Here is a 25,442-nt window from a genome sequence, read left to right as displayed (position 1 = left end):
AGCCTTACACCATTACCACGGCGATGATGCCCAATGGCACCGCCCAGATTAAAAACCAGCGGATCGCCTGTTCCACCCGGAAACGCGGGAATACCACACCGACAAACGCCGACCACATGTACAGCAGGAATACCTTGAGGAAAAACACCGGCCAGCTTGCCGCCCCGCCAAAGAACAGGCTGGTATACACCGCCATCTTGGCGATTGGGAACAGTGCCCGGTTGGTCTGCATCATCGCCAGAAACGAGGAATGGTATTCGGTCGGCGGGCCGATAGGGATTTCCTGCGGTGCGAGCACCACGTCAAACGGTGGGCGCATCATCGAGCCAAGGAACGACAGCATCGCCGCCGCCACTGCAAACGGATTGGTGAACACTGTCCAGTTGAGTACGCCGCCTTGTTGCGCCGCCACAATGTCGGTGATGGAAAGCGTTTGGTATTGCAAGGCCACCGAAAACACTGCCAGCGCAAACGGCAGTTCCGCCGCTGTCATCAGCGACAGGCCACGGGTAATGCCAATGGCGGAATAGGGATGCCCGCTTTCGGCAGCGCCCAGCGCCATGCCCAGCGTACCGAAGAACACGAAATACAGCGCCAGAATTAAATCACCCGCAAACGAGAAGTTGCTGAACATGTCCGAGCCATAAATGATCGGCACGAACATCAACAACCCGATCCCACCGGAGAGCCGGAACACCGGTCCTAGATAGAACATCACCCCGTGGGTAATGGAGGTGCGCATCGCATAGTTCTTAATCATGTCGACATAGTTTTGCCAGATCGGAATGCCATGCCGCCGCCCGACTCGCGCCGCGATTTTCTGGATCGTGGCGTTCATCAGGAAACCGAAGTTGAAGACGATAAAAATCGTCAGTAACGCCCACGGGATCCGCATCCAGTTGAATTCCACCAGTGATTCCATCATGGCTTACCCCCCATCCACAGCACGTAGACAATGATGACAAAGCCCAGCAAATGAATGGCGTAAGTCTGGCCATTGCCGGTATAGAAACGCCGCAGGATGTCGGCAGCCGAATGCAGCAGTTCCACCACGGTTTCCCAGAAGCGCGTGACCAGCGGTTCGGTCAGGAAACCCAGCGCCTTGCGGTACGGTGCAAAGAAGTTCCACGCATAATGGGTGGTTTCCGGGCGGAACGGACGTTCACCCGAATACACGATATTGAACTGTTTCACCGGCTGCGCCTTGCGGTTGACGAACAGCAGCCACAGCAACAGCGTGGTGAAAATCACCCCGATAATGAGCATGATCGCCACCGGACTCCAGTAACCAAACTCGCTGGTAATGGTCAGCCCTTCCCAGTGCAGGCTGCCGTTGCCCGCAAAGAATGGCGACATGTAAGCATCCACCTTGCGCAGTGCCATGCCCGGCACGACCGCAAACACCAGCAGGGCAACGACGAAAATCATCTGCGGCAGAATGATCCAGAAAGGTGCTTCCTTGATTTTGCGGAACTCATCCTTCAACTGCCCCAAGAAAATGGTGTGGATCAGCCGGAACAGGTAGAGGAACGCAATCGGCCCGGCGAGGAAAATGATCACCATCGGCAAGCGGTAATCGGCTGTCATGATCGCGTTGTAGAAAATCCAGCGCCCGCCAAAGCCGGACAGTGGCGGTACGCCGGACATCGCAATAATGCCGACCATCACCGCAATGTACGACAGTGGCATCAGCGTGATCAGCCCGCCCATGCGGTACATCAGGCGCGTGCCAGTACGTTTGGCTACGCCCCCGACGGACAGGAACAGCATGGATTTGTAGATGAAATGGTTGATGACGAACATCAGTGCCATCAGCCAGCCCAGATGGTTCATCAGCGCCAGACCGAACACCGCGTAACCCATCTGCCCGATCGAGGAATAGGCCAGCAGGCGCTTGGCATCTTCCTGAAAAATCGCCAGCAAGTTACCCGTCAGCGCCGAAATCGCGCCAATCCACAACATTACGTGGGTCAGTTCCACCCCGTAAAGCTGCTGCTTGCCCATGGTAATCAGCAACATGAACAGGCCGAACAGCCCCGCTTTCAGCAGGATACCGGACACCAGCGGCGATACGTCGGTTTCCGCCTCGGCATGAGCGCCGGGCAGCCAGATATGCACGCCCACCGCCGCCGTTTTGGTCATGAAACCAATCGCCAGCATTGCAAATACCCACGGTGCATACGGTTGCGCCACCTGTGCCAGCGCCGCCAGCGGGAATTCCGGCACACCTTGCGCCGCAATGGAGAACCCCGCCAGGATCAGGAACGCCCCACCCAGCGAGAACACCAGATAAGACAGCGCATGAGGTTCAGAATGCTTGCCACGCAGGATCAGGAAATACGACCCCACCGTCAGCAATTCCCACGCCGCAAAGAAATCGAAAGAGGTCTGCGCGTTGATCAGCATTGCTAACCCGGCAAACATCAACATCGCGGCAGGATAGAAGCCAATGCGCCGTTGCTGCGTCTGGAAACTGGCGAGCAGGATCAGCGCCCCACCCGGCAGCATTACCGCCGCAAAAATCAGTTTCAGCGGGTCATAGGCCGGATAGTTGAGGTAGAACCAGTACAGTAGCCCACTAATTGCCAGCACGTTTTTGAGTTTCGCAGGCAACCAGTCCAACGGCAGGAAAGCCAGCGCAAACAGCAGCGGAATCGCGTGCAACAGGTTGCCATGACCCGACAATTCTCCCCACAGGTACGCCAGCAGCCAAGCCACAATCACCGCACTGAAAGCCACATCGGCTTTGAGGGGCTGCCATGTCAGGCCATGCTCATCCGCTTCACGCTTGATCACATAGCCAAACCAGCGGAACAGGTAAGCCGCTTCCACCAGCGCCCCGAACAGGATCAAGCCCAGCAGCCACAGCCTGCCTTCAGCCGCCAGATGATGCGCCAGATCCCACTTCGCATAGAAACCGGGGAAGGGGGGCAAACCCACCAGCAAGGCAAGGAAGGTCGCAAATGCAAATACCAACACCGGCTGACTGCGCAACGCAGCCCAGTCGGTCAACTCGCGTTTCGCCACCAACCCGGACAGCCAAAACAACCCAGCCTTGGACACTGCATGAGCCAGCAAAATACCGCCTGCAATGTAGTAGTAAGCCTCACCCAGAATGTCACGCTGCCCCACCACCGTCAGCAGCAAACCAATCTGCGCTACAGAGGAATAACCCAGCAGCCGCCGATCATTGTTTTGCACCAGCGCAAAGGTATTGGCAGCCAAAAAGGTAATGATGCCGATCGCCGTTGTTGCGGGTAGCCATTCCGTGCCACCAATCTGCAACATCTTGTCTGCTGCATAGATAGTCGCGCCACCCGTTGCGGTCGAAAAAATTGCCGAAAACGCTGGATGTGCCGACTCATAAATATCCAGCCCCCAGCCATTCGCCGGGAACGGTTTCAACTCAGCCAGCACTGCAATGAACAGCAGGAAAAACGCCATCGCCCCGCCTTGCAGTAGGTTGACCTGCGCAGCCGCCATGCCGTCGATATTCAACGTGCCCGTCGCGTGATACAGGAAGATAATGCCGATCAGCAGCAGGATCGACACCAGTTGCGACACGATCAGGTACTTGAGGCCAGCGCCCAACGCCCGGCGGTCAGCCGACAGCAGCACCAGCCCGGCGGTGGCAATGACCACCAGTTCCATGAACACAAACAGGTTGAACACGTCGCGGGTGAAGATCACCCCGCACAGCGCCATGATGAAAATCAGCAACACCGCCATCGCCCGCCGCCCCTGCTTGAACAGGGTGTCTTTCATGTACAGCGCGGAATGCAGCCCAACCAGCGTGGTCAGCAGCGCCAACGCCGCTTCCGCCAGCCCGACCCGGAAGTTGATGGCAAACGGTGGTTGCGTGCCTGCGGTGAAGATTTCCACGCTGGCAACGCCATTGACGGTGAAGGCATACAGCCAGCTTCCGGCAATCCACGCCATGCTGGTCAGTGCCAGCAGGATCACGGCGTAAGCGGTATTGCGCCATTTGTTGGGCAACAGACCCAGCAGGAAAGCGCCGCTCAGCCCGACAGCAATGATGTAGATTGGGCTTACCATTTCAGATCCCTGCATTTGGAGATGTCGAGCGTGCCTTTTTCTTCATGCAGTTTGTAGGCATAGGTCAGCATCATTGCGGTAATGCCAAGGCCGATCACGATTGCGGTCAGCACCAGCGCTTGCGGCACCGGGTCAATAATGCGCGTCACGGCGTCGGCGGCAGAGACCGCCTTGTCCAGAATCGGCGCAGTACGCCCGTGCATGTAACCCACCGCTACCAGCACCAGATTTACCCCGGTATTGGCAACCGTAAACGACACGATGATACGCAGGATATTGCGGTCAGTCAGTGCGCCATACAGCCCCATCAGGATCAGGATGAACCCCGTGGTCATTGCAATCCAGTCCATTATGATTTCTCCGTTTCTGCCAGATGGGTCAGCATTGAAGTGAATTCCGCGCCAACTTTCAGGCCGACGAAACTGTAAATCAGCGGGATGGCTCCGGCAGAGAACAGCGCCCCGAATTCACCGATCGGCAGGATGCGATTATCCAGAAACCCGCCCGCCAGCAGCAGACCCATTATGCCAACCCCAATAAATACCAGCCCGGATACCGATTCCACCACCGCAATCAGCTTATGGCTGAAGCGTTGGAGCGGGTTAGTCAGCAATAACAGCAAGGCTGCCGAAGCAAGGATTGCCCCACCCTGAAAACCGCCACCGGGTGTCAGATGACCATTCACAAACACATAAGCGCCAAACAGCAAGATCAGCGGAACCAGCAAGCGGCTACCCGTGGTGAGCAATTCTCCGGCAGGCGGCAGTTTGCGTTGCAGCGCCCGCTGACGTTTGCCACCTTGCGCCAGCACCATGCCGATGATGGTGGAAGCCAGGAACAGCACGGTGACTTCCCCGAGCGTATCCAGCCCCCGGTAGGTGACGATGATGGCGGTAACGATATTGGCAGCACCCAAATCGGGCGCGGCGTGTTCCGCGTAGTAACGCGCCGTCTGGTTGAGTTCGGTTGCGGGTGCATAACCTTGCAACAGGTGCAGGAAAATGCCCCCCAGACCCAGCAGCAACAGGAAAACGGCAAAATTCCTAATCATCGCTGCCTCCCCGTACCCGTCCGAGCACAAAGAAAAACAGGAAGGTGGTCAGGCCGCTGCCAATCGCGGCTTCGGTCATCGCCACATCGGGAGCCGCCAGAAACAGGAACATGACCGAGGCAAACAGGCTGACCAGCCCCGCCGCGAGCATCGCCGTCGCGACCTTTTTGGCACGGATCGTTACCCATGCCGCGCCGATCATGGCGACTGCCAGTAATACGCTGATGGCAAGCAATACCATATTCATACCTTGCCCTCCCGCTCTTCAGCCAGTCGGTCGACCTTGGTCAACGGGGATTTCGCCGCCCCACGGCGGTGGGCAGTACTTGCCAACACTTGCGCCGATACCGGGTTGGTAAAGATCAGGAACACGCCGATCAGCAGCAGTTTCAGGCTCCACGCCGGTTGCAGACAAGCTGCGCCCGCCAGCGTCAGTAAAGTGCCCAGTGTGGTGGTTTTCGCACCGGCCTGGATACGGTTGTAAATATCCGGCATCCGCACCAGCCCCAGCCCGCCAAACAGCAGGAAGGCCGCGCCGCCCACCAGCAACAGGCCACCAATCATGTCGAGGATCAGACCCATCAGAAACGTCCCTCCAGATAGCGGGCAATGGAGATAACACCGAGGAAGGACAACAGCGCGTAGACCAGCGCCGCATCCAGATACACGCCCCGGCCTTCCAGCAGTGCCGCCAGCACAATGAAGGTGATGGCAATGACGGTCAGCACGTCAAACGCCACGACCCGATCCAGCCTTGAGGGGCCGCGCACAAAACGCACCAGCGCCAGCAGGAATGCAGCCCCGGCAAGCCCGGCAGCCAGCATGATCAGCACATCAACCATACATCACCTCTAAATAGGACTCGAAACCACTGACAATGCACGCCGTGGCCTCCTCAATATCGTCGGTTTCCATTCTCACCCAGTGGATATACAGCCATTCGCCATCCATCTCGACGCTCAGCGTCCCCGGTGTCAGGGTAATGGAATTGGCCAGCATCAGCCGCCCCATGCGGCTTTTCAGCTTGGTGCGTACCTTGACGATGGCAGGTTTGACCGGCAGGGAAGGTGACAGCACGATAGCGGCCAGCTTGACGTTGGACTTGAACAGTTCCTTGAAGAAATAACCGTAGTAGCGGAAGCCAGCCATGAAGGCGGCAGGCGTGAAACGGAATTCGGTGAAGAAAGACAGGCCGTCGCGGTACATCAGCGCGATAACGAAGGAAACGACCGTGCCAACGATGAGGACATCAGTATCCAGCTTGCCGTTCAGCATTAGCCAAAACAGCATCAGCGTGATGAATAGAATGGCGACATTGCGCCCTTTAGTTGTTTTACCCATGAGCATACTGGTTCTCCCTGACATCCAGCCATCTGCGATTATTGTTATGCTTCGACTGCACTATATTCGCAGTCTCTAATAGATGAAAAGGGAAAAAAGGGCTTTTTGAGTGTCTTCTGATAAATAGCAAGGAATGCGAAGGTTTCAACAAATTATCTTCCCCAGGATGGTGCAGGCAGTAGGCAAAGGTGCATAAATAGTCCTGTTTCAAGGCATTTTTGCGTGGAAACTCTTGTGCATGGCACTTCCGTTGTTGCACTGCATTCCGTACAATGCCGCACATTCAGTAAACACTGGCAGGAGAGTGTTGCACCCACATTCGGGGCAACCGCCGAAGGCGCAATTCCGCCCGGAAACGCTCAGGCAAAAGGACTGCCAGCACTAGATCTGACTCTGGAGAGCAGCGCGGAAGCGCTCACCGAAGGGTAGTAACCTTGTAAATCAAGGGAATCTCTCAGGTAAACGGACAGAGGGGCGGCAAGCTTAGCGGCTTGCCGCCCTTTTTTTGTGCCTAAATACTGGGAAGAACAACCATGCAACGTACTGCTCTCTACGCCAAGCACCTTGAATCCGGTGCCAAAATGGTCGATTTCGCGGGCTGGGAAATGCCTATCCACTACGGTTCCCAAATGCAGGAACACCATCAAGTGCGCAACGACGCGGGCATGTTTGACGTGTCGCACATGGTCATCCTCGACCTCGTGGGGGCGCAATCCAAAGCTTTTCTGCAATACTTACTCGCCAATAACGTCGACAAGCTCAAAGAATCCGGCAAGGCGCTGTATAGCTGCATGTTGACCCCGGAAGGCACGGTCATCGACGACCTGATCGTGTATTTCATCACCGATACCCAATGGCGCATCGTGGTTAATGCCGGTACACGCGACAAAGACATTGCCTGGATGCAACAGCAAATCGCCACCTTCGACGCGACGTTGACCGAACGTGACGACTTGTCGATGATTGCCGTGCAAGGTCCCAACGCCCGCGCCAAAGTGCTGGGCATTATGCCTGCCAATGAAGTCGCCATCGTCGAGCCACTGAAAGCGTTTTACGGCGCATTCGTCAACGACTGGTTCATTGCCCGCACCGGCTACACCGGCGAAGACGGCTTTGAAATGATGTTCCCCAATGAACAAGGCCATAAAGTCTGGGATGCACTGCTTGCCGCCGACATCAAACCCATCGGTTTGGGCGCACGCGACACCCTGCGTCTGGAAGCAGGCATGAACCTGTACGGCACGGACATGGATGAAACCACTTCCCCCCTCGTTTCCGGCCTTGGCTGGACGATTGCATGGCAACCCGAAGACCGCAACTTCATCGGGCGTAGCGCGTTGGAAGCCTTGAAAGCTGCCGGAGTCCCGCAAAAATTTGTCGGGCTGGTGCTGGAAGGTAAGGGTGTTTTGCGCAGTCACATGAAGGTTGTGTGTGCAACAGGTGATGGAGAAACCACCAGCGGCACTTTTTCGCCTACACTCGGCGTAGCGATTGCGTTGGCTCGGGTTCCGGCAGATTGTGGCGAGACTTGCGAAGTGGATATTCGCGGCAAACTGCACCCGGCCAAGGTTGTGAAGCCGAGCTTTGTGCGTAATGGCAAATCTGTTTTAAATTAAGTGTTTAGGAGTTATTTATGAGCAATATCCCATCTGACCTGAAATACACCAAATCCCACGAGTGGGTACGTGACAATGGCGACGGTACGGTGACTGTTGGCATTACCGACCACGCACAAGAACTGCTGGGCGATCTGGTACACGTTGATCTACCAGAAGTGGGCACTGAATTCGGTGCAGAAGACGGTTGTGCGGTAGCAGAATCAGTGAAAGCGGCTTCTGATATTTACGCGCCAGTACCGGGTGTGATCATGGAAGCTAACGAAGCGGTGACGGATTCACCTGAACTGATCAATTCCGACCCTTACGGCGATGGCTGGTTGTTCATGATGCGCGTAGACGACGAAGACGCGCTGGGTGAATTGATGGATGCAGAAGCGTATCAAGCAGAAATTGACGAGTAAAAGGCAAACATTACATGACAACTTTGTACGAACTTGAACAACACGACGACTTCGTTGCCCGTCACATTGGGCCATCAGCGGCGGATACTGCTGCGATGCTGGAAGCCGTGGGCGCGGACTCACTGGATGCGCTGATGCAAAGCACCGTGCCAGCCAGCATTTTGCTGACTGAGCCGCTGGCGATGGAAGGCAGCCGCACGGAAGCCGAAACGCTGGCTTACCTCAAGCAACTGGCGGGGCAAAACCGTGTTGCCAAATCGTACATCGGCATGGGGTATTACGATACGTTTGTGCCGCCGGTTATTTTGCGTAATGTGCTGGAAAACCCCGGCTGGTATACCGCGTATACGCCGTACCAGCCGGAAATTTCCCAAGGGCGGCTGGAAGGCTTGCTCAATTACCAGCAAATGATCACGGATTTGACGGGCATGGACATTGCCAATGCCTCGTTGCTGGACGAAGCGACCGCAGCGGCAGAAGCGATGACGCTGTGTAAGCGTTCCAATAAGCTCAAATCCAAGCAGTTTTTTGTTAGTAGCGATGTGCATCCGCAGACTATCGACGTATTGAAAACCCGTGCGGAACACTTCGGTTTTGAATTGATTATCGGCAACCCTGCCACCGAGCTGGCACAGCACGAAGTCTTCGGCGCTCTGCTGCAATACCCCGGCACGACGGGTGAAGTCGGCGATCTGGAAGCGCTGATCAAACAGGCACACGCGCAAAAAGCCTTGGTGTGCGTAGCTTCCGACCTGATGGCGTTGGTGATGTTGAAAGCACCGGGCGAGATGGGGGCGGATGTGGTGGTCGGTAACTCGCAACGTTTCGGCGTACCGATGGGCTTTGGTGGCCCTCATGCGGCGTTTTTTGCGACCAAGGATGCGTTCAAGCGCACCATGCCGGGTCGGGTCATTGGTGTTTCCATTGATAGCCACGGCAAGCAGGCGTTGCGGATGGCAATGCAGACTCGTGAGCAGCATATTCGTCGTGATAAGGCGACTTCCAATATTTGTACTGCGCAAGCGTTGCTGGCGAATATGGCGGGTTTCTACGCGGTGTATCACGGGCCAGAAGGCTTGAAGAAGATTGCGGGGCGCATTCATCGCTTGACTAGCATTCTGGCGAAGGGTTTGCAGCAGAAGGGTGTGGAGCTGCTGAATGATACGTGGTTTGACACGATCACCGTCACCACCCCTCTTGCTCCCTTCACCCCTTGCGGGGGAAGGGCTGGGGATGGGGGGGATTCTTCGTCCTGCATTAATTTCCGTCATTTTGCTGATGGCAAAATCGGCATCAGTATGGATGAAAACAAAACCCGTGCTGACATCGCTGAGTTGTTCGATGTGTTGCTGGGTGCTGGCCACGGTTTGGATGTGGAGGCGCTGGATGCGGCTATCGCGGCGGAAGGTTTCAGCGGTATTCCGGCAGGTTATGCGCGGACTAGTGATTTCCTCACCCACCCGGTATTCAATACGCACCATTCCGAATCGGAAATGTTGCGTTATTTGAAGCGTTTGGAAAACAAGGATTTTTCGTTGGCGCATGGCATGATTCCGTTGGGTTCGTGCACCATGAAGCTGAATGCGACCACGGAAATGATTCCGGTGACCTGGCCTGAAATTGCCAATATCCACCCGTTTGCGCCGCAGGAGCAGACCGTGGGCTATCGCGCCATGATCAAGGAGTTGGAAGATTGGTTGGTGGAAATCACCGGCTACGATGCGATTTCGATGCAGCCGAATTCGGGGGCGCAGGGTGAATACGCCGGGTTGGTGGCTATCCGCCGTTATCAGGAAAGTTTGGGGCAGGGGCATCGCGATGTGTGTTTGATTCCGAGTTCCGCGCACGGTACGAATCCGGCGTCGGCGGCGATGGTGAGCCTGAAGGTAGTGGTGGTCGAATGCGATGCCAACGGTAATGTGGACGTGGCGGATTTGCGTGCCAAAGCTGAGAAACACGCGGCTAACTTGTCGTGCTTGATGGTGACTTATCCGTCTACGCACGGGGTGTTTGAGCAGGAAATCGTCGAGATTTGCGGCATCGTGCATCAGTTCGGCGGGCAGGTGTACATGGATGGCGCGAACATGAACGCGCAGGTGGGCATTTCCAAGCCGGGCAAGATGGGTTCGGATGTGTCGCATTTGAACTTGCACAAAACCTTTGCGATTCCGCACGGCGGCGGTGGCCCTGGTATGGGGCCGATTGGGGTGAAGGCGCATTTGGCACCGTTCCTGTTCAGCCATGTGGTGACACCACCGGATGGGGTGGCGTTGGGGAATAGTGCGGTGTCGGCGGCACCTTATGGGAGTGGGGCTATCCTGCCGATTTCGTGGGCTTACATTAAGTTGATGGGCGCGGAAGGCTTGAAGCGTGCGACTGAAATGGCGATTTTGAACGCTAACTATATGATGCAACGTTTGTCTGGGCATTATCCGGTGTTGTTCCGGGGGGCGAATGGGCGGGTGGCGCATGAGTGCATTATCGACATTCGTCCGTTGAAGGCGGCTTCGGGGATTGATGAGTCGGACATTGCTAAACGCTTGATGGATTACGGTTTCCACGCGCCTACGATGTCGTTCCCGGTGGCGGGGACGCTGATGATCGAGCCGACCGAATCCGAGCCGAAAGAGGAGCTTGACCGTTTTTGCGATGCGATGATCGCGATTCGGGAAGAGATTCGCAAGGTGCAGGAGGGCGTGTGGCCTGCGGACAATAATCCGCTGGTGAATGCGCCGCATACGCTGGATGATTTGGTGAATGCTTGGGAACGCCCTTACAGCCAGACCGAGGCGGTGTTCCCGCAGGGTGTTAGCCCGACGGCGAAGTATTGGCCTACCGTGAACCGGATTGATAATGTGTATGGAGATCGGAATTTGATGTGTTCTTGTCCGAGTGTGGATAGTTATTGGTAACGGAACTCATCTATAATATCTGCTGGATTGCCAATTGGGAGTTCAGCTTTCTTAAGAGCATGATAGATTAGCTATACAGGACAACGACTGATGTCAACACTAGATCAACAAATAGAGCAAAAGCGGAAAGAGATTCATACTGATGCTTATCCGATGTCTATTGGCGAAGTTATAAATCTTTACACTGATGGGGATTTAGATATACATCCTGAGTTTCAACGTGTTTACAGATGGAGTCAGAAGCAAAAAAGTCGTCTAATAGAATCTATTTTGCTTGGCATTCCTTTGCCATCTTTTTTCGTTTCTCAAAAAGAAGATGGTATCTGGGATGTAGTGGATGGATTGCAAAGGCTTTCAACTATATTTTCATTTTTGGGGATTTATAAAAATGAGGAGGGTAATCTAGAGCCACCATTGCAGCTTACTGGCACTGAATATTTGCCGGGTCTTGATGGAAAGTATTGGAATGATGATTTTGGCGTTGATCATATTTCAAAAGAAGTGCAACGAGCATTTAAGAGGGAAAAAATTGATTTGAAAATAATTAAAAAAGAGAGTGATGAAAATACTAAGTATGAATTATTTCAAAGGCTGAATACCTTCGGGAGTTCTCTTTCAGACCAAGAAGTTCGAAACTGCCTGTTGATTATGCTTAATAAGCCATTGTATAAATGGATGGTTGACTTATCTAAAAATGAAGATTTTCAATCTGTTCTGCCATTAACTGACAAGCAAAATGATGAGCAGTATTACGTTGAGCTGGTTTTGAGATTTTTGGCTTTAAAAGATGTAGGTATTGATAGAATAAAAGGTTTGGAGGATATGGGTGACTTCCTAACGAAACGTATGAAGGAAATTGCTTTAGATCAATCTTACGATATGGAAAAAGAAAGTGAAGCATTTAAAAAAGCATTTAGAATTTTAAATGCTTCTTTGGGTGAAAATGCGTTCAGGAAGTATCAGGGTGATAAGTACACTGGTGCATTTTCGTTGTCAATTTTTGAAGTTATTGCTCTGGGAATTGGATATAACATTAATTTATATGAAGAGGGTAATGAAGAGTATTTGGATAAAATAAAAGCCGTCTCTATGAATTTGCTTTCTAATCAGACCTTTACAAGGAAAAGTGGTTCTGGGGCTAGGGCTTCATTTAGATTGCCTCATATTTTACCTATGGGGCGAGAAATGTTGATGCCATGAAAATTAGATCACTAGATGAGTTAGAAAATGCAATTGCAATGGATTTTATTTGGAGAAGGAAGGAAATAACAAATTTTAGAAACTTAGCATTGTCATCTAAGCATCATACAAAAACTATGCTTATGAAGGTAGGTATTGCGTTGCTATATTCGCATTGGGAGGGTTTTGTGAAAAAATCGGCCATGATTTTTTGCGAGTACATTAATGGAAAAGGTGTTAAGTATAAGGATTTGATTTGTAACTTTCATGTTTGTTCAGTGATTGAATATTTTCAAGGACAATATCCATATCAAAACTTTAAGTCTACCTTTAGACTGGTTGATGGCTCTGCTGTATCTCTAGATAGTAAATGTAAAATAGATGCAGAGAAGTATATTGATACTAAGTCAAATCTTAAGTCTGAAGTTTTAAAAGAGATTATGGAGAAGCTGGGGCTTGATTATTCACATTACGAACTGAAAGAAAATTTACTTGATGAAAGATTTCTTGGATTTAGGAATGCTATCGCTCATGGAGAATATAGAGAAATTACAGAAAGTGATTTTATTGATCTCTTTGATGAAGTAACAAACTTAATTGATATATTTAAGAGTCAAGTTTTAAATGCAGCAATTCAGTCATCATACTTGGTTAGTGTTAAGGCGAGTTAATCTATTTTTACAAATGATCGCCTTGATGAAAGAAGCGAGAAATCAATCGCAAGGAAATAGGATGTGCAAACTCATAAAGCCAGATTGGTAATGACCAAAACCCGGAGTAAACGATGACCACGGTATTCCTGTCAGGCTCAATCACCATTACCCGTTTGAACAACGTCATACTGGCACGTTTGCAAAACATCATTGATAAACAGTTTGCTATTGTGGTGGGTGATGCCAACGGCGCAGACAAGGCATTGCAAAAACACCTGACTACCTTGCAATACCCACACGTCACGGTATTTTGTGCCGGAAATGTTTGCCGTAATAATCTGGGTAACTGGTCTGTCAAACACATCAGCGTGGATGCCAATATAACCGGACGCGCCTTTTACACCCAAAAAGACAAAGCAATGGCGCAGCTTGCCGATTACGGTTTTGTGCTGTGGGATGGCAAAAGCCCCGGTTCATTCAATAATGTGCTGGAATTCTTGAAACAGCGCAAAAAAGCCTTGGTCTATTTCGCACCCGATAGCGCGTTTTACCCCGTTTCCAGCGCAGACGATGCCCGCACCTTATTGGATAAATGCGACCCCGCAGCCGTAACGGAAATAGACAAAAAGATCAAACTGACAGCCACCTTGCAAACATTGGATGGTATGGCACAAAACACCCTCAGCTTTGCCGCACCATCGCCGGATGAGCGCAAACAGCGTTATTATCAAGCAACCCGCAACCACAATTACCGCGCCAGTTTGCGGCTGGAAGGGCTATCCTTACCGGATGACATTGCCGCTTTGCCCTTGCCAGCAACTGCGCAAGGCATGGCAACCCTGATCCAGCAAACCAAAGACCGCTATGCACAGCAAGCATGAGATAGCCGAAGACCCCGCCTGTTACAGCGGCACAAGCACGCTGGTTAACAAGCTGGGCTTGCAGGATAGCCGCACCTTGGCAGAGGCGGAAGCGGTGTTGAGCTACCTACGCGCTGAATCCTTCGATACGCGCTTGCAGGTATTTGATTTGCCTGCCTTGCAAGCCATTCACCACCACCTGTTCCAAGACCTGTACCCGTGGGCAGGCGAGTTGCGTTCCACCGACCTCAGCAAGGGCAATACCCGCTTTTGCGCCGCCGCTTACATTGCAACCGAAGCCAACAAGCTGCTGGGCGAGCTGGCACAGGAAAACTGGCTGGTCGGTTTGCCACTACCCGCCTTTGTGGAGCGGCTGGCGCATTACTACTGCGAACTGAACGTGATTCACCCCTTCCGCGAAGGTAACGGACGGGCGCAACGCCTGTTCTTCGATTTGCTGGCAATCAACGCCGGATTCGGGCTGGATTGGGCAAAGGTCGAGCGTAGCGAATGGGTGGGGGCGAATATCGCGGGGTATGCGGGTGAGTTGCAGCCGTTACAAGCCTTGTTTGGGCGGATTGCGGTGTCTGTGTAAGTTTTTCACGAGGAATTGGGTTTTTTGAGGACACATTCATGCAACTACAATTGAAGCCAGAATTTGAGGAAATACTCGAACCGCTAGGCGAGAATGCAGCCGCTTTCTTTCTCGCTGCTGGTTTGTACTTCGCGCACAAAGTCAGCTTTGCCGCTGCTGCCGCGCTTGCCGATCTGAGTTTCAATGAATTCTTGTACCGCCTACAAGAGCATTTCGGCGTAGGTTTTCAGGTGTCGGATGACTCGGTGCTTGAAGATTTGCAAACTGTAGCCGGACAACGTGTCGCGGATGATCTGGGAAAGGCACTACACGACAGAGCCACTCGCGGTTTACCGCTATCAGACGAAGAACGTGCGCAGTTGCAACGCTGGTACGACGAACAAGATGCCGAAGAAGCCGCCATGTTGGGGCAGAGAGTCGGCGACTTAATCCAAAAGCTCAAAAACACGAGCCTTTCGCCCGAAGAACAAATAGAACTGGATTACTGCATGAAATTGGAACACCAGATGCGCTTGTTTAAAGCCCACGCGCAACAACTCAAGTCGATATTCGATGATTGCCCTATAAAGGGTTAAGTACTTGTCCTGAAAGAATGTCCTAAAGAGGGCGTATGCAATACGCCCCTACGAAACCCCCCCTCCGTAGGGGCGTATTGCATACGCCCTCTTCAATGACGACAAGAATAGTGGGAAATTATTCCAGGACAATTCCTAAGCTACTATATAATAAAAATTATAACCGATAATCCTCCAACGCATCCCGCTCCTGCTGCGAACACCACCAAAACCTACTTGCTTCAGGTTTTTTCAGCACCGATTCCAGCACATCCAACACCTCTTCCCCAGCATCTAACCGCTTGTCTTCCTCACTCTTGAAGAGTGCCGAAAATTTGCCGGACATATCCTCACCCGCCCGCAACCGGCGTGCATGGTCAATCACCGACAAGCTGCGATTAATGCAACCGCGCAAGCGGGCTTTTTCATCCTGAGCGTTACGCAAAAATTCAATCCAGCGCAAAGTGACGCGGGCAGTATCGCCCCACAAGTCTTTCAACTCACAAACGCGGCGTTCGATGGCTTCACGTTCCCATGCGCCATCCATCACCTCGTATTCGGTGAAAATGCCATGCACCAGCACGACAAATACCGTGTGGCGGGCAGTAATCTTGTCATCCTGATAGGCATGTCTGCCGTCGGCATCGAGTTCTACCGCATCGAAATAGATGCCAATACCGCCCGGTGCACCGCAAACTGCATCACCGGGATGGTAACGCCCCAGCCTATTTTCAAAGCGTTTGGTTTGTATCTCAATCTCGCGGTCGTTGATTTTGACCATCAGTGAGTCAAACATGCCCATGCGTCAATCCTTCTGGCAATGTGGATACCGCAAGCATAGGGCATCTACGCGGACGTTGAATGGGATAATTTTCGTCAGGTGTAGGTGTTGATCATTTATCGGAAATAATTGACCCGTGTGCTTCCCTCCGCAACCATGCCCGTAAGTTGCAAGGAATAAGCAAAACAATGGAAAACCCCAAACGTACCCACTACATCTTCGTCGATTTTGAAAACACCCAAGTGATGGATGTAAGGTTGCTTAGCGGCAAGCCTGTCATCCTGCTAGTAGTGACCGGCGATAAGCAAAAACAGTTACCGATCCCCTTGATCAAGCAGCTATTGGCTAATGCCGATCAAGTGGGTTTGATTGAGGCAAATTGTTCGGGGAAGAATGCGTTGGATCTTGTCCTCGCTTACCACATGGGGCAATGGGCGAAACAAGACCCAACCGGCTATTTTCATATCGTATCCAAAGACAAAGGCTTCGACCCGCTGATTACGCACTTGAAGCAACTGAAAGTGTCAGCGGCACGGCATGATGAGTTTACCCAGATTCCGCTGTTTGTTGATCAGGTTGCGCGGCAAACCCCGTCCTTCAGGTCGGGGAGGATAGCGCGGGTGGCGAAGCCGCCCTATGTTCGGTAGTTTTGTCGGATAATCCGCGCAGTTTAACGCAGAATACCCACTCAAGCCGCTCTTGTTTAGCTACACTCCGAAGATGCAACGACTACAAGCCTTCAAATACGAACTCATGCCCCATGGTGAAACACAGCGTCAACTACGCCGTTTTGCGGGGTCATGCCGCTTCGTTTACAACAAGGCATTAGCGTTGCAGCAAGCCAATCATGAAGCGGGTGAAAAATTCATCGGTTACGTCGCAATGGCCAAGCACCTGACCGCATGGCGCAACGGTGTGGAAACCCCGTGGCTGAAAGATGCCCCTGTCCATCCCCTGCAACACGCGCTCAAAGATCTCGACAAGGCTTACCAAAACTTCTTCGCCAAACGTGCCGACTTCCCCCGCTTCAAGCGTAAAGGCAGCGGTGACAGCTTCCGTTATCCTGACCCCAAACAAATCAAGCTCGACCAAAGCAATGGCCGCATTTTCCTACCCAAACTCGGCTGGATACGCTACCGTAATAGCCGCGATGTGTTGGGAGAACTACGCAATGTCACGGTTTCCAGCAAAGGCGGGAAATGGTTTGTCAGCATCCAAACCCAGCGCGAAGTGGAATTGCCAGCCACACCCGCGACCACTGCTATCGGTATTGACCTTGGTATAGCGCGTTTTGCGACGCTCTCCGACGGCCAGTACATCGAACCACGCAACAGCTTCAAGAACAAACAAGCGAAACTCGCCAAATATCAACGGCGCATGGCGCACAAACAAAAGTTCAGCAACAACTGGAAAAAAGCGAAAGCCAACGTTCAAAAAATTCACATGCAAATCGCCAATGCCCGCCGTGATTTCCTGCACAAGGCGACGACCACGCTCAGCCAAAACCACGCGTTCGTGTTCATCGAAGATTTGCAGGTCGGTAATATGTCGAAGTCAGCGGTAGGCACGGCAGAAAACCCCGGCAAGAACGTTGCCCAAAAGTCCGGCTTAAACAAAGCCATTCTCGACCAAGGCTGGGGTGAATTTCGACGGCAACTCGACTACAAAATGGCATGGAAGGGCGGGATGTTGTTCACTGTGCCACCGCATTACACCAGTCAGGAATGCCCCGAATGTCACCATGTAGCGGCGGACAATCGTCAGACGCAAGCGCGGTTTGTGTGTGTGCAATGCCATTACGAAAATAACGCCGATCATGTCGGCGCGATCAATGTTTTAGAGCGGGGATACCGCTTGTTAGCCTGTGGAGATGCGGCCTTAAGCCGCTCTGTGAAGCAGGAACCCGCCGAAGTCAGTCAGCTATCTAGCTGAATGCAGTAGGAATCCCCTTCCTTTAGGGAGGGGAGGATGTCAATGTGATTGGTGCTGACAATAAGGTCGTATACCACGTGTAAAACGCAGGCGAGAGATCACTAAGGTACTTCCCTCTACGAATCGAAAACTCTAACCTCTTCCCACACCAGCCGTTCAAACCCCAAAGCCACCACCGCGATACAGCGCAATCGCTGCGGCTCTTGGTACTTGTTCACTAAAATGGTACGGTATTCCTGCAACTGTTGCGTGGCGTTCGCTAATGCTGCCTGCACCGCCGGTAATTGTTGCGTCACTTCCCGGCTGTGTGTACGGACTTGTTCAGCAGTGAGCTGTAATTCCTTAAGCGTTAGGTATTTGAATTCCAGAATGAAATCCAGCAGAGCGTATTGGCGCATATTCGGGCGCACAATCATCACGAGGTCGCAATAACGCCGTTTGAGGGCGCTTTCCGAATCCATGATGTAGTAGGTGTCATTGAATAGCAGCGTCAGAAATGCCGTTTTGACGGTGAGTTCATTGCTCCAGCGGTAGTCACGGTTATCCAGTGCGGCGAAATAGCGGGTTTCGATGAATTCCACCAAGGGCTGCAAGTCAGCATATTGGTAAAAAGCTTTGGCAGCGGCTTGCATGGTGTCGCTGTCTTGCGTATTGGGCAATAACTTGCGTTTCAGTTCTTCCAGATATAAGCCTCGAATCACCAAATTGGGGGCATTCAATTCCAGTTCCCCAATCGCGCTGCGCCCGGTGATGGTCAGTACCCCGAAATAGTAGAGCAATGACCCCATAAAGCGTTGGTCACGCGGTATATCCCGTAAAGATTCCACGCCGAAACGGTCTTCCAGCGAGGTGACGCCCAAGGCTTGCTGTTCATCCAGGATGTGGGCAATCAAGGACTGACCGCCGGGCAAGTCGGCAATGTAACGGATTTTGTTGGCATCCATCGACAGGTTGCTGTCTAGCAATTGTTCCGGGGCGCTACAAAACTCCTGATAGTGTTGCAGGAAATAGAAAACCAAAGTGGGGTTGTAAACGCAGGGCTGCTTAATGTCGGTGCAAAAACGGTAGCCGTTGTAAAACAGTCGCAGGGTTTCCAAAATAGTCGCATAGCCCTCTGTCTGCTGGCAGTCTTCCAACACTTGGGTAACGCTGCTTTCTAACTCTGCTTGAGTCAGCCCACACAAGGCATTGAAGCGCGGGTTCAGGTAAATGTTTTTCGCCACATTGTAACCGCTGGTCATGTCGCTCATGACCACGGGCGACACCCCGGTGATGAATACCCGTGTCAGTTTGCCTTCAGAGGCACTGGCCTTGATGATCTTGAACAGTGATTTGAGGATACCTTCACCCTCTAATAACGCCTGATAGCGGCGGCTATTGTGTGGGTCACTTACCAGTACTTCGTTGGCAAAGTTGTCGTATGCGTCGATCAAGAGGTAAAGCTGCTGCCCGCTCCCCTGTATGGCGTTGGTGAGAGATTGGAAAGAAGCCAAGGCATCCTCATCCCGAATGTGTACCGGAAAGCGCAATAACTCCTGATACTTTTGGATAAAGCCTTCCACATGGGCATTGAGGTGATTGAACAGGCTGTTTTTGATGTCCTCAAGACTACCTTGTGCCGATACCTTTGAGAAATCCCAACGCAAGATCAGGTATTGGTTGCGTTCCTCGGTGGGGTTTTTGCCAATCGCCAAATCACCAAACAGGCTATCAAATTCCTCTGCTAGCTTGATGTCGTAATAATTTACCAAGGTAGAGAGCAATAAGGATTTGCCAAAACGGCGTGGGCGCAGGAACAGGAGTTGTTGCCCAGCCTGTTCCAAGGCGGAGATCAGGTGGGTACGATCCAGATACAGCATGTTTTTGGTACGGATACTGTGAAAATCGCTGTTGCCGTAGGGGAAGCGGATCATGGTGCTGTGCCTAACGCTGGAAATCATGAGGAGAGTTTAGCATAGCTAATCAATCAGGTTTCAGCCACGCCCGCAAACACCGCCCTATCGCCGCAATTTCTTCCGCACACACATTATGCTCCATCGCGTATTCCGAATACGCAGGCGCATAGCCATGTTCCTCCAGCCAGCGCTGCGCTTTGTGCGCCAGCACCACCTGCACCACCCCATCCTGCTTGCCGTGGAAAATATGGGTCGGCAGTGTTGCATTCGCCGTATTCAAGGCAATCGTCTCCGCCGTGGCAAAATACGTTGACAGCGCCAGCAAGCCTGCCAGCGGTTTGGGGTAACTCAGTGCAGTTTGGTACGCCACTGCGCCGCCTTGCGAAAAGCCCGCGAGCACGATGCGTTCGCTGGGAATGCCGCGTGCGATTTCGCGCTCAATCAGTTTGCCCACTTCCTGTGCCGAGGCTTGCAGTTGTGCCACATCCACCTTGCGGTCGAGCGACATTTCCAGAATGTCATACCACGCGGGCATCACATAACCCCCGTTGATGGTCACGGGCAGCGCAGGTGCATGTGGAAAAATAAAACGGATACCGTGGTCGCGTGGCAAACCCAGTTCCGGGATAATCGGCACAAAGTCGTGCCCATCCGCACCCAAGCCGTGCAACCAGATGACCGTAGCCGTGGCGGGGGATATGGGTTCAACGTCGACAGTGGGTAAATAGTCCATCAGCATTCCTTGCGCAGTTAAGTGGCGTGTAATGACAAAATAGTAGCATAAACCTGTTTGTGCTCTCCCAGTATTCGCGATAGACTTTACTTATTATAAATCTTCCAAAAAACACACCAGCAGGCTTGCTCATGCAGAATAATAATACTCGCCCCAGCGGGGTGAAAGCCGCATTGTGGCTTGTCGTTGGCGCACTTTTCCTGTGTTTCATGCCGTTGAGTTACGCGGCGGATGCTGATTTGTTGGTCGTGAAGCAATTCAGCACCACCACACCCGCCGCTGGCGAAACCTTCATCTATACCATCCGTTACCGTTGTGCGAGCATTTCCGAGCTGTATTGCAGTGCGCCAACCATTACGGAAACGTTTCCTGCACCATTAAAAATCGTCAGTTATACCCCGATGGGCGGCAGTATCGCCGAGGCGACGCTGCTGAGCAAAACCCTGACCTGGCGTTTGGCAACACCGCCCGATAGCTTGCCGGAGGGTGTGCCCGCCGATGGTTTGGCAGCGGGTTCGACGGGGATTATCAAGGTGCAGGTGAAATTTCCGACCTGTGGCAGTGCCGCGCTGCCTGCTACTGTGCTGGGGGTGACGGTTCCGGCGGGGATTGAGGCGGCTTGCGTGACAGTGCCGCCTGCGCCCAGCCCTGGTTTCAGCAAGACGGGCAGTGCCGCATTCGTGCAGCCGGGCGGGCTGGAGCGCTGGAGTGTCAAGTTGCCCGACAGTGCCACCGCTTACACCGTGACCGAAGTGGTTCCGGCGGGGATGCAGGTTTATAGCGCGACGGCCAGCAATACGCCCAAGGTGATGGGCTACCCGGAAGTCGATTGCACGGATGACGGCGTGGATGATTTCCACACGTCAGGTTGCAACACGGCCGTGCTGCCTTCGGGGATGACGGTCAGCAGCATCAAGCGCTTGCGTTGGGTGGTGAATGCCAACAGCGGGGCGCAAACGCTGGATCTGCGTTTCGTGGTGAATGGCGATTACGTCGGCGATGCCATCCGCAATTGCGCGGTGTCGTCGCAGCACGGTACGGCTTGCGCTACCGATATTCCGGTGATGGGGCTGGGTGAGCCGATCCTGAGCATCAGTAAAATCACCCCGACGGGCGGCGCGGCTTCCCCGGATGGCTCGACCATTGTGTATGCGGTTCCAGCGTGGAAGCCCACGGTTGCGCCTGCGCCGACCAGCAATGACCATGTATACCGCGTCTCGATAGGGGTGGATGAGCTGTCCGGCACAGCGACGCAATACCCCGTGGTGGAAGATGTGTTGCCCGCCGGTCTGGATTATGTGACGGGGCAGGGCGGTAACTGGTGGCGGGTAGCCGTGCCGAGCAGTGGGGTAACGACGGATCAGGCGGCGTGTACGATTCCGCACTTTAGCCGCACGGTGCAGGCGGATGGGCGCGTAGCGTTACGCTGGGAATTCCCCGGTTGCCAGTTGCCGATCGGGGTGTCGGACAGTGCGCTGGCGGTGTATTTCAGTGCGCGGATTCGCCCCGGTGTGGGGTCAGGCACGCGCATTACCAACGTTGCCAGCGTTGCCACGGGCGACCATCCGCAAGTGACGTGTGTGAATGGCGCGGATGGGGGCAAGACCGGGCAGGCGTTTTGCCGCTCCTCCAATGTGAATTTTGATGTGCCGCAACTGACCACGCTCGACAGTGTGAAATGGGTCAAGGGCGAGTTGGACAGCGCCTTTAGCCGCACGCCGAATACTGGTAAAACCGGCTTGAGCGGGGCGGGAACGTATGTGCTGGAAATCCGCAATACCGGCAACGTCACCGATACGCAACTGGAGGTGGTGGATGTGTTGCCTGTGATCGGTGACACCGCGCAAGTGAGCGGCGCGGCGCGTGGTTCGCAATGGAGCGTGGAGCGCAGCGCGGACATTAGCCTGCAACGGGTAGCGGCAGATGGCAGTGTCAGCGCGATTCCACCGGGTGAAGTGCCGGATGGGGTGCAATACAACGCCAGCGGTGCGCAGTCGTTCCAGTTGCGTTGGTTGCCCACCGGGGGCTTGCAACCGGGCGAAAAACTGCGGGTTAACGTGCCCATGCGCCATGCCACGGGCGAAGCGACGCCGGAAAATTTGAGTGTGGCATGGAACAGTTTCGCCTACACCGCCAGCTATTACGACACTATCAGCAAGACCACCGAAACCCTGTTGACCACCGAACCACCCAAAGTCGGTTTGGTGATGGTGGATACGGCAAGGGTGGCGGGTTTGGGGGATTACGTGTGGTTTGACCGCAATGGTGACGGGCAGCAGGATGCCGATGAAGCGCCGTTGGAAGGCGTAACGGTGCGTTTATATGACGACGCAAGTCTGGTGGCGGAAACCTTGACCGATGCGGCGGGGCATTATGCTTTCTGGGGCTTGCTGCCTAACCATACCTACAGCGTGAAGCTGGATAAGCCCGACGATTATCTGGCAGGCAATCCGTTGGGTGGGATGCAGCCCAAGGGCATTGAGACAGCGACTACTGGCGCAGCGGGCAGTTTTGCGGCGGATTACGACATCGGTTTCACCCTGCCAGCGGCTGTAGGCGACAAAGTGTGGTGGGATGCGAATGGCGATGGTGGGCAGGATGCCGATGAAGCAGGCGTACCGGGTGTCACCGTGACGCTGAAAACGGCGGAAGGTAACGAGGTTGCGGTGGCGCAAACCAATGCAGCGGGGGCATATTGGTTCGATAATCTGCCACCGGGCCGCTATTTTCTGGCCTTTACCGATGGGCCTGCCGGGTATGTGCCAAGCGGCTTCAATATGACGGGCGACAAGCAGACGGATAGTGATGTGGACAGCACTGGCAAAACACCGTTATTCACGTTGGTCGCCGGGGCGCGTGATGTGTCGTGGGATATGGGGTTGGTGACACCGCGCCATAGCGATCTCAGTTTGGGCAAAAGCGTGGACAAGACTGATGCGCGGCGCGGGGATACGCTGGTTTACACCCTAGAGGTGAGTAATGCGGGGCCGGATGATGCTTCCGGGGTGCAAGTGCGCGAGGTGTTGCCAGATTCCTTGTTGTTCCAGAGCGCGAGTCCGTTGGGGGAATACGACCCGCTGACGGGGGTGTGGCGTGTCGGTTGGTTGGCAGTCAAAGATAGCAGGCGTTTGCAGATTACGGCACAGGTGCGGTGATATACTGCGGCGCATGAAAAATGCTTTCCTTGACCGCTTTTCCCCCTATCTGTTGTTGGTGTTGACCGTGCTGTTCTGGGCGGGCAATTTCAATCTGGCGCGGGCTATCCATGTGGATGTGCCGCCGTTGGGCTTGTCGTTCTGGCGTTGGGCAGTGGCGGCGCTGATTTTGTTGCCGTTTGCGTGGGCTTCGATGCAGGCAGCGTTACCGTTGGCGCGTGTGCATTGGCGTTTGGTGCTGGCCTTGGCGGTGCTGGGGGTCGCGGGGTTCAATAGCTTGGTGTATATGGGCTTGCAGACGACGACGGCGACCAATGGGGTGTTGTTGCAATCGGTTGCTCCGATCACGATGATTTTGCTGGCGGGGCTGGTGCTGCACGAGGAAAGTACCGTGATGCAATGGCTGGGGATTGTGGTGTCGCTGCTGGGGGTGGTGGTGATCATTACCCGTGCAGATGTGGCCGTGTTGCAGCACTTGGCCTTTAACCGGGGCGATGTGTGGATTCTGGCGGCAACGCTGGATTGGTCGTTGTATACGGTATTGTTGCGCAAGTTGCCGGAGGGCTTGAAGGGCTTGCCGATACTGGGGTTTACGGTGGGTTTGGGGGCGTTGGTGATTTTGCCGTTTTACCTGCATGAAAGTTTAACCTTCCAGACGATGCCTATCACGGCGGTGAGTGTGGCGAGTATTGCGTATGTGGCGGTGTTTCCGTCGTTGTTGTCGTATATGTTCTGGAATCATGCCACGCAACGGCTGGGCGTGAACCGTACCGGGCAGTTCAGCCATTTGATGCCAGTGTTCGGGATTTTGCTGGCAACGCTGTTGTTGGGGGAACGCTTGCAGTTTTATCATGCGATAGGGATGATATTGGTGGCTGCTGGGTTGGTGTTGACGAATATGAAAAGGATTTGATGTGGACAAGCAAAGCATTATCAAGGTATTGGCTCCGCTGGGTGAGCCGAAAGACAATAAGCCGTGGCGCGATTATTCCGGCTACGGCTTGACGGCGGCGGATGCGCCGACGCTGGTGGCGCTGGTGGCGGATAGCCGTTTTCTGGAAAGTGAGGAGGCGGATTATTGGGTGCCGCTGCATTCGTGGCGGGCGTTGCAGCATTTGATGCCTGCGGGTTTGCATGAGCTGATCGGGATTTTCGATGTGTTGGCGGAAGACGATTGGGCGCATGATGAAATCCCGTCTGTGATGGCGGCGGCGGGCAGTGTGGCAATGGATCCACTGGTAGCGTATGTGCTGGATATGACTAACGATGAGTTTGCGATTCCGCTGGCGTTACAGTCGCTGGTGGAAATCGGCAAGCGGCAGGGCAAGTTGCGCAAGCCGGTGATTGAGCGGCTGGTGTATTGCCTGCAACATACGGCGAAGCAAGATCAGGGTTTGAATGGGTTGATTGTGGCGGAACTGGTCAGCTTGAAGGCGGTGGAAGCGATGCCTGCCATCCGTGCTGCGTTTGCTGAGGATGTGCTGGACTGGTCGGTGTGTGGTGATCTGGAAGATGTGGAGCTGGGCATGGGCTTGCGCACGCAACGGGATACGCCGCGCCCGAATTACCAGCAGCCGGTGGACGATGACACGGAGTTTGAGGATGATGATGAAGATTACGAGCCGTTGGTGGAGCAGGTGATCCGCGCCGAGCCGAAGATCGGGCGTAATGACCCTTGCCCCTGCGGTAGCGGCAAGAAGTACAAAAAATGTTGTATGCCATGAA

At 53.7% G+C, this 25,442-nt stretch carries 23 protein-coding genes, 1 pseudogene and 1 riboswitch; of the genes and pseudogenes, 13 read left to right on the top strand and 11 right to left on the bottom strand.

Annotated elements, in window-relative coordinates:
• Positions 1 to 4: 4 nt before the first annotated feature.
• From J9253_RS10775 to J9253_RS10740, 8 genes are read right to left on the bottom strand one after another with little or no spacing between them, the layout of a single operon-like run.
• A complete protein-coding gene (locus J9253_RS10775; protein WP_210221018.1) occupies positions 5 to 925 on the bottom strand; it encodes a respiratory chain complex I subunit 1 family protein in 921 nt (306 codons plus the stop codon).
• On the bottom strand, positions 922 to 4,056 hold the full coding sequence (locus J9253_RS10770) for a proton-conducting transporter transmembrane domain-containing protein (RefSeq protein WP_210221017.1): 3,135 nt from the start codon (positions 4,054 to 4,056) through the stop codon (positions 922 to 924). Before J9253_RS10770 ends, J9253_RS10775 begins: the two co-directional genes overlap by 4 nt.
• Positions 4,050 to 4,406 (bottom strand): sodium:proton antiporter, encoded by a 357-nt coding sequence (locus tag J9253_RS10765; RefSeq protein ID WP_210221016.1) that lies wholly within the window; start codon positions 4,404 to 4,406, stop codon positions 4,050 to 4,052. Before J9253_RS10765 ends, J9253_RS10770 begins: the two co-directional genes overlap by 7 nt.
• Entirely contained in the window at positions 4,406 to 5,107 is a 702-nt protein-coding gene (locus J9253_RS10760) for a Na(+)/H(+) antiporter subunit B (RefSeq protein ID WP_210221015.1), read from the bottom strand. Before J9253_RS10760 ends, J9253_RS10765 begins: the two co-directional genes overlap by 1 nt.
• Positions 5,100 to 5,354 (bottom strand): hydrogenase subunit MbhD domain-containing protein, encoded by a 255-nt coding sequence (locus J9253_RS10755; protein WP_210221014.1) that lies wholly within the window; start codon positions 5,352 to 5,354, stop codon positions 5,100 to 5,102. Before J9253_RS10755 ends, J9253_RS10760 begins: the two co-directional genes overlap by 8 nt.
• Positions 5,351 to 5,689, bottom strand: a complete 339-nt coding sequence (gene mnhG, locus J9253_RS10750; RefSeq protein WP_210221013.1) for a monovalent cation/H(+) antiporter subunit G — start codon at positions 5,687 to 5,689, stop codon at positions 5,351 to 5,353. Before mnhG ends, J9253_RS10755 begins: the two co-directional genes overlap by 4 nt.
• A complete protein-coding gene (locus tag J9253_RS10745) occupies positions 5,689 to 5,949 on the bottom strand; it encodes a monovalent cation/H+ antiporter complex subunit F (protein WP_210221012.1) in 261 nt (86 codons plus the stop codon). Before J9253_RS10745 ends, mnhG begins: the two co-directional genes overlap by 1 nt.
• Entirely contained in the window at positions 5,942 to 6,448 is a 507-nt protein-coding gene (locus J9253_RS10740; RefSeq protein ID WP_228291351.1) for a Na+/H+ antiporter subunit E, read from the bottom strand. Before J9253_RS10740 ends, J9253_RS10745 begins: the two co-directional genes overlap by 8 nt.
• A 287-nt stretch (positions 6,449 to 6,735) precedes the next feature.
• Positions 6,736 to 6,833, top strand: a riboswitch (glycine riboswitch).
• 148 nt (positions 6,834 to 6,981) lie between these two features.
• Here J9253_RS10740 and gcvT point away from each other — a divergent pair.
• The 8 genes from gcvT to J9253_RS10700 all read left to right on the top strand — a co-directional run bounded on the left by gcvT (position 6,982) and on the right by J9253_RS10700 (position 15,242).
• Positions 6,982 to 8,064 (top strand): glycine cleavage system aminomethyltransferase GcvT, encoded by a 1,083-nt coding sequence (gcvT, locus tag J9253_RS10735; protein WP_028490149.1) that lies wholly within the window; start codon positions 6,982 to 6,984, stop codon positions 8,062 to 8,064.
• 17 nt (positions 8,065 to 8,081) lie between these two features.
• Complete coding sequence (gene gcvH / locus J9253_RS10730; RefSeq protein ID WP_028490148.1) at positions 8,082 to 8,468, top strand: glycine cleavage system protein GcvH; 387 nt, start codon at positions 8,082 to 8,084, stop codon at positions 8,466 to 8,468.
• A 14-nt stretch (positions 8,469 to 8,482) separates the two neighbouring features.
• Positions 8,483 to 11,380 carry an aminomethyl-transferring glycine dehydrogenase gene (gene gcvP / locus J9253_RS10725; protein WP_210221010.1) on the top strand — a complete coding sequence of 966 codons (2,898 nt, stop codon included), beginning with the start codon at positions 8,483 to 8,485 and terminating at the stop codon, positions 11,378 to 11,380.
• A gap of 90 nt (positions 11,381 to 11,470) precedes the next feature.
• On the top strand, positions 11,471 to 12,580 hold the full coding sequence (locus J9253_RS10720; RefSeq protein WP_210221009.1) for a DUF262 domain-containing protein: 1,110 nt from the start codon (positions 11,471 to 11,473) through the stop codon (positions 12,578 to 12,580).
• Positions 12,577 to 13,230 (top strand): MAE_28990/MAE_18760 family HEPN-like nuclease, encoded by a 654-nt coding sequence (locus J9253_RS10715; RefSeq protein WP_210221008.1) that lies wholly within the window; start codon positions 12,577 to 12,579, stop codon positions 13,228 to 13,230. Before J9253_RS10720 ends, J9253_RS10715 begins: the two co-directional genes overlap by 4 nt.
• A gap of 113 nt (positions 13,231 to 13,343) precedes the next feature.
• Positions 13,344 to 14,093, top strand: a complete 750-nt coding sequence (locus J9253_RS10710) for a YhfG family protein (RefSeq protein WP_210221007.1) — start codon at positions 13,344 to 13,346, stop codon at positions 14,091 to 14,093.
• A complete protein-coding gene (locus tag J9253_RS10705; RefSeq protein ID WP_210221006.1) occupies positions 14,077 to 14,667 on the top strand; it encodes a putative adenosine monophosphate-protein transferase Fic in 591 nt (196 codons plus the stop codon). The genes J9253_RS10710 and J9253_RS10705 overlap by 17 nt, the downstream gene beginning before the upstream one ends.
• 38 nt (positions 14,668 to 14,705) lie before the next feature.
• Positions 14,706 to 15,242: a hypothetical protein gene (locus J9253_RS10700; RefSeq protein ID WP_210221005.1), complete on the top strand. Its 537-nt coding sequence runs from the start codon at positions 14,706 to 14,708 to the stop codon at positions 15,240 to 15,242.
• A 157-nt stretch (positions 15,243 to 15,399) separates the two neighbouring features.
• Here J9253_RS10700 and J9253_RS10695 read toward each other — a convergent pair whose 3' ends face one another.
• Positions 15,400 to 16,023 carry a hypothetical protein gene (locus J9253_RS10695; protein WP_210221004.1) on the bottom strand — a complete coding sequence of 208 codons (624 nt, stop codon included), beginning with the start codon at positions 16,021 to 16,023 and terminating at the stop codon, positions 15,400 to 15,402.
• 167 nt (positions 16,024 to 16,190) lie between these two features.
• On the opposite strand from J9253_RS10695, the gene J9253_RS10690 reads away from it, so the two are divergent.
• Together J9253_RS10690 and J9253_RS10685 are read left to right on the top strand one after the other, a co-directional pair.
• Positions 16,191 to 16,649: a PIN domain-containing protein gene (locus tag J9253_RS10690; protein WP_210221003.1), complete on the top strand. Its 459-nt coding sequence runs from the start codon at positions 16,191 to 16,193 to the stop codon at positions 16,647 to 16,649.
• Between the two features lie 73 nt (positions 16,650 to 16,722).
• Complete coding sequence (locus tag J9253_RS10685; RefSeq protein WP_210221002.1) at positions 16,723 to 17,934, top strand: RNA-guided endonuclease InsQ/TnpB family protein; 1,212 nt, start codon at positions 16,723 to 16,725, stop codon at positions 17,932 to 17,934.
• A 116-nt stretch (positions 17,935 to 18,050) separates the two neighbouring features.
• Here J9253_RS10685 and J9253_RS10680 read toward each other — a convergent pair whose 3' ends face one another.
• Positions 18,051 to 19,847: an AAA family ATPase gene (locus tag J9253_RS10680; protein WP_210221001.1), complete on the bottom strand. Its 1,797-nt coding sequence runs from the start codon at positions 19,845 to 19,847 to the stop codon at positions 18,051 to 18,053.
• Between the two features lie 49 nt (positions 19,848 to 19,896).
• On the bottom strand, positions 19,897 to 20,562 hold the full coding sequence (locus tag J9253_RS10675; RefSeq protein ID WP_210221000.1) for an alpha/beta hydrolase: 666 nt from the start codon (positions 20,560 to 20,562) through the stop codon (positions 19,897 to 19,899).
• A gap of 131 nt (positions 20,563 to 20,693) precedes the next feature.
• Here J9253_RS10675 and J9253_RS10670 point away from each other — a divergent pair, with 131 nt between their 5' ends.
• The 3 genes and pseudogenes from J9253_RS10670 to J9253_RS21335 all read left to right on the top strand — a co-directional run.
• Positions 20,694 to 23,717, top strand: a complete 3,024-nt coding sequence (locus J9253_RS10670; RefSeq protein ID WP_210220999.1) for an SdrD B-like domain-containing protein — start codon at positions 20,694 to 20,696, stop codon at positions 23,715 to 23,717.
• Positions 23,718 to 23,730: 13 nt separating this feature from the next.
• Entirely contained in the window at positions 23,731 to 24,630 is a 900-nt protein-coding gene (locus J9253_RS10665; RefSeq protein WP_210220998.1) for a DMT family transporter, read from the top strand.
• 709 nt (positions 24,631 to 25,339) lie between these two features.
• Positions 25,340 to 25,441 (top strand): annotated as a pseudogene (locus J9253_RS21335) (SEC-C metal-binding domain-containing protein); the annotation flags it as partial.
• Between the last annotated feature and the right edge of the window lies 1 nt (position 25,442).

The sequence above is a fragment of the Thiothrix litoralis genome, from assembly GCF_017901135.1.
GTDB classification, from domain to species: Bacteria; Pseudomonadota; Gammaproteobacteria; order Thiotrichales; family Thiotrichaceae; genus Thiothrix; species Thiothrix litoralis.
Note: the sequence above shows the minus strand (reverse complement) of the source record. Positions and strands in the feature narration are given on the sequence as shown.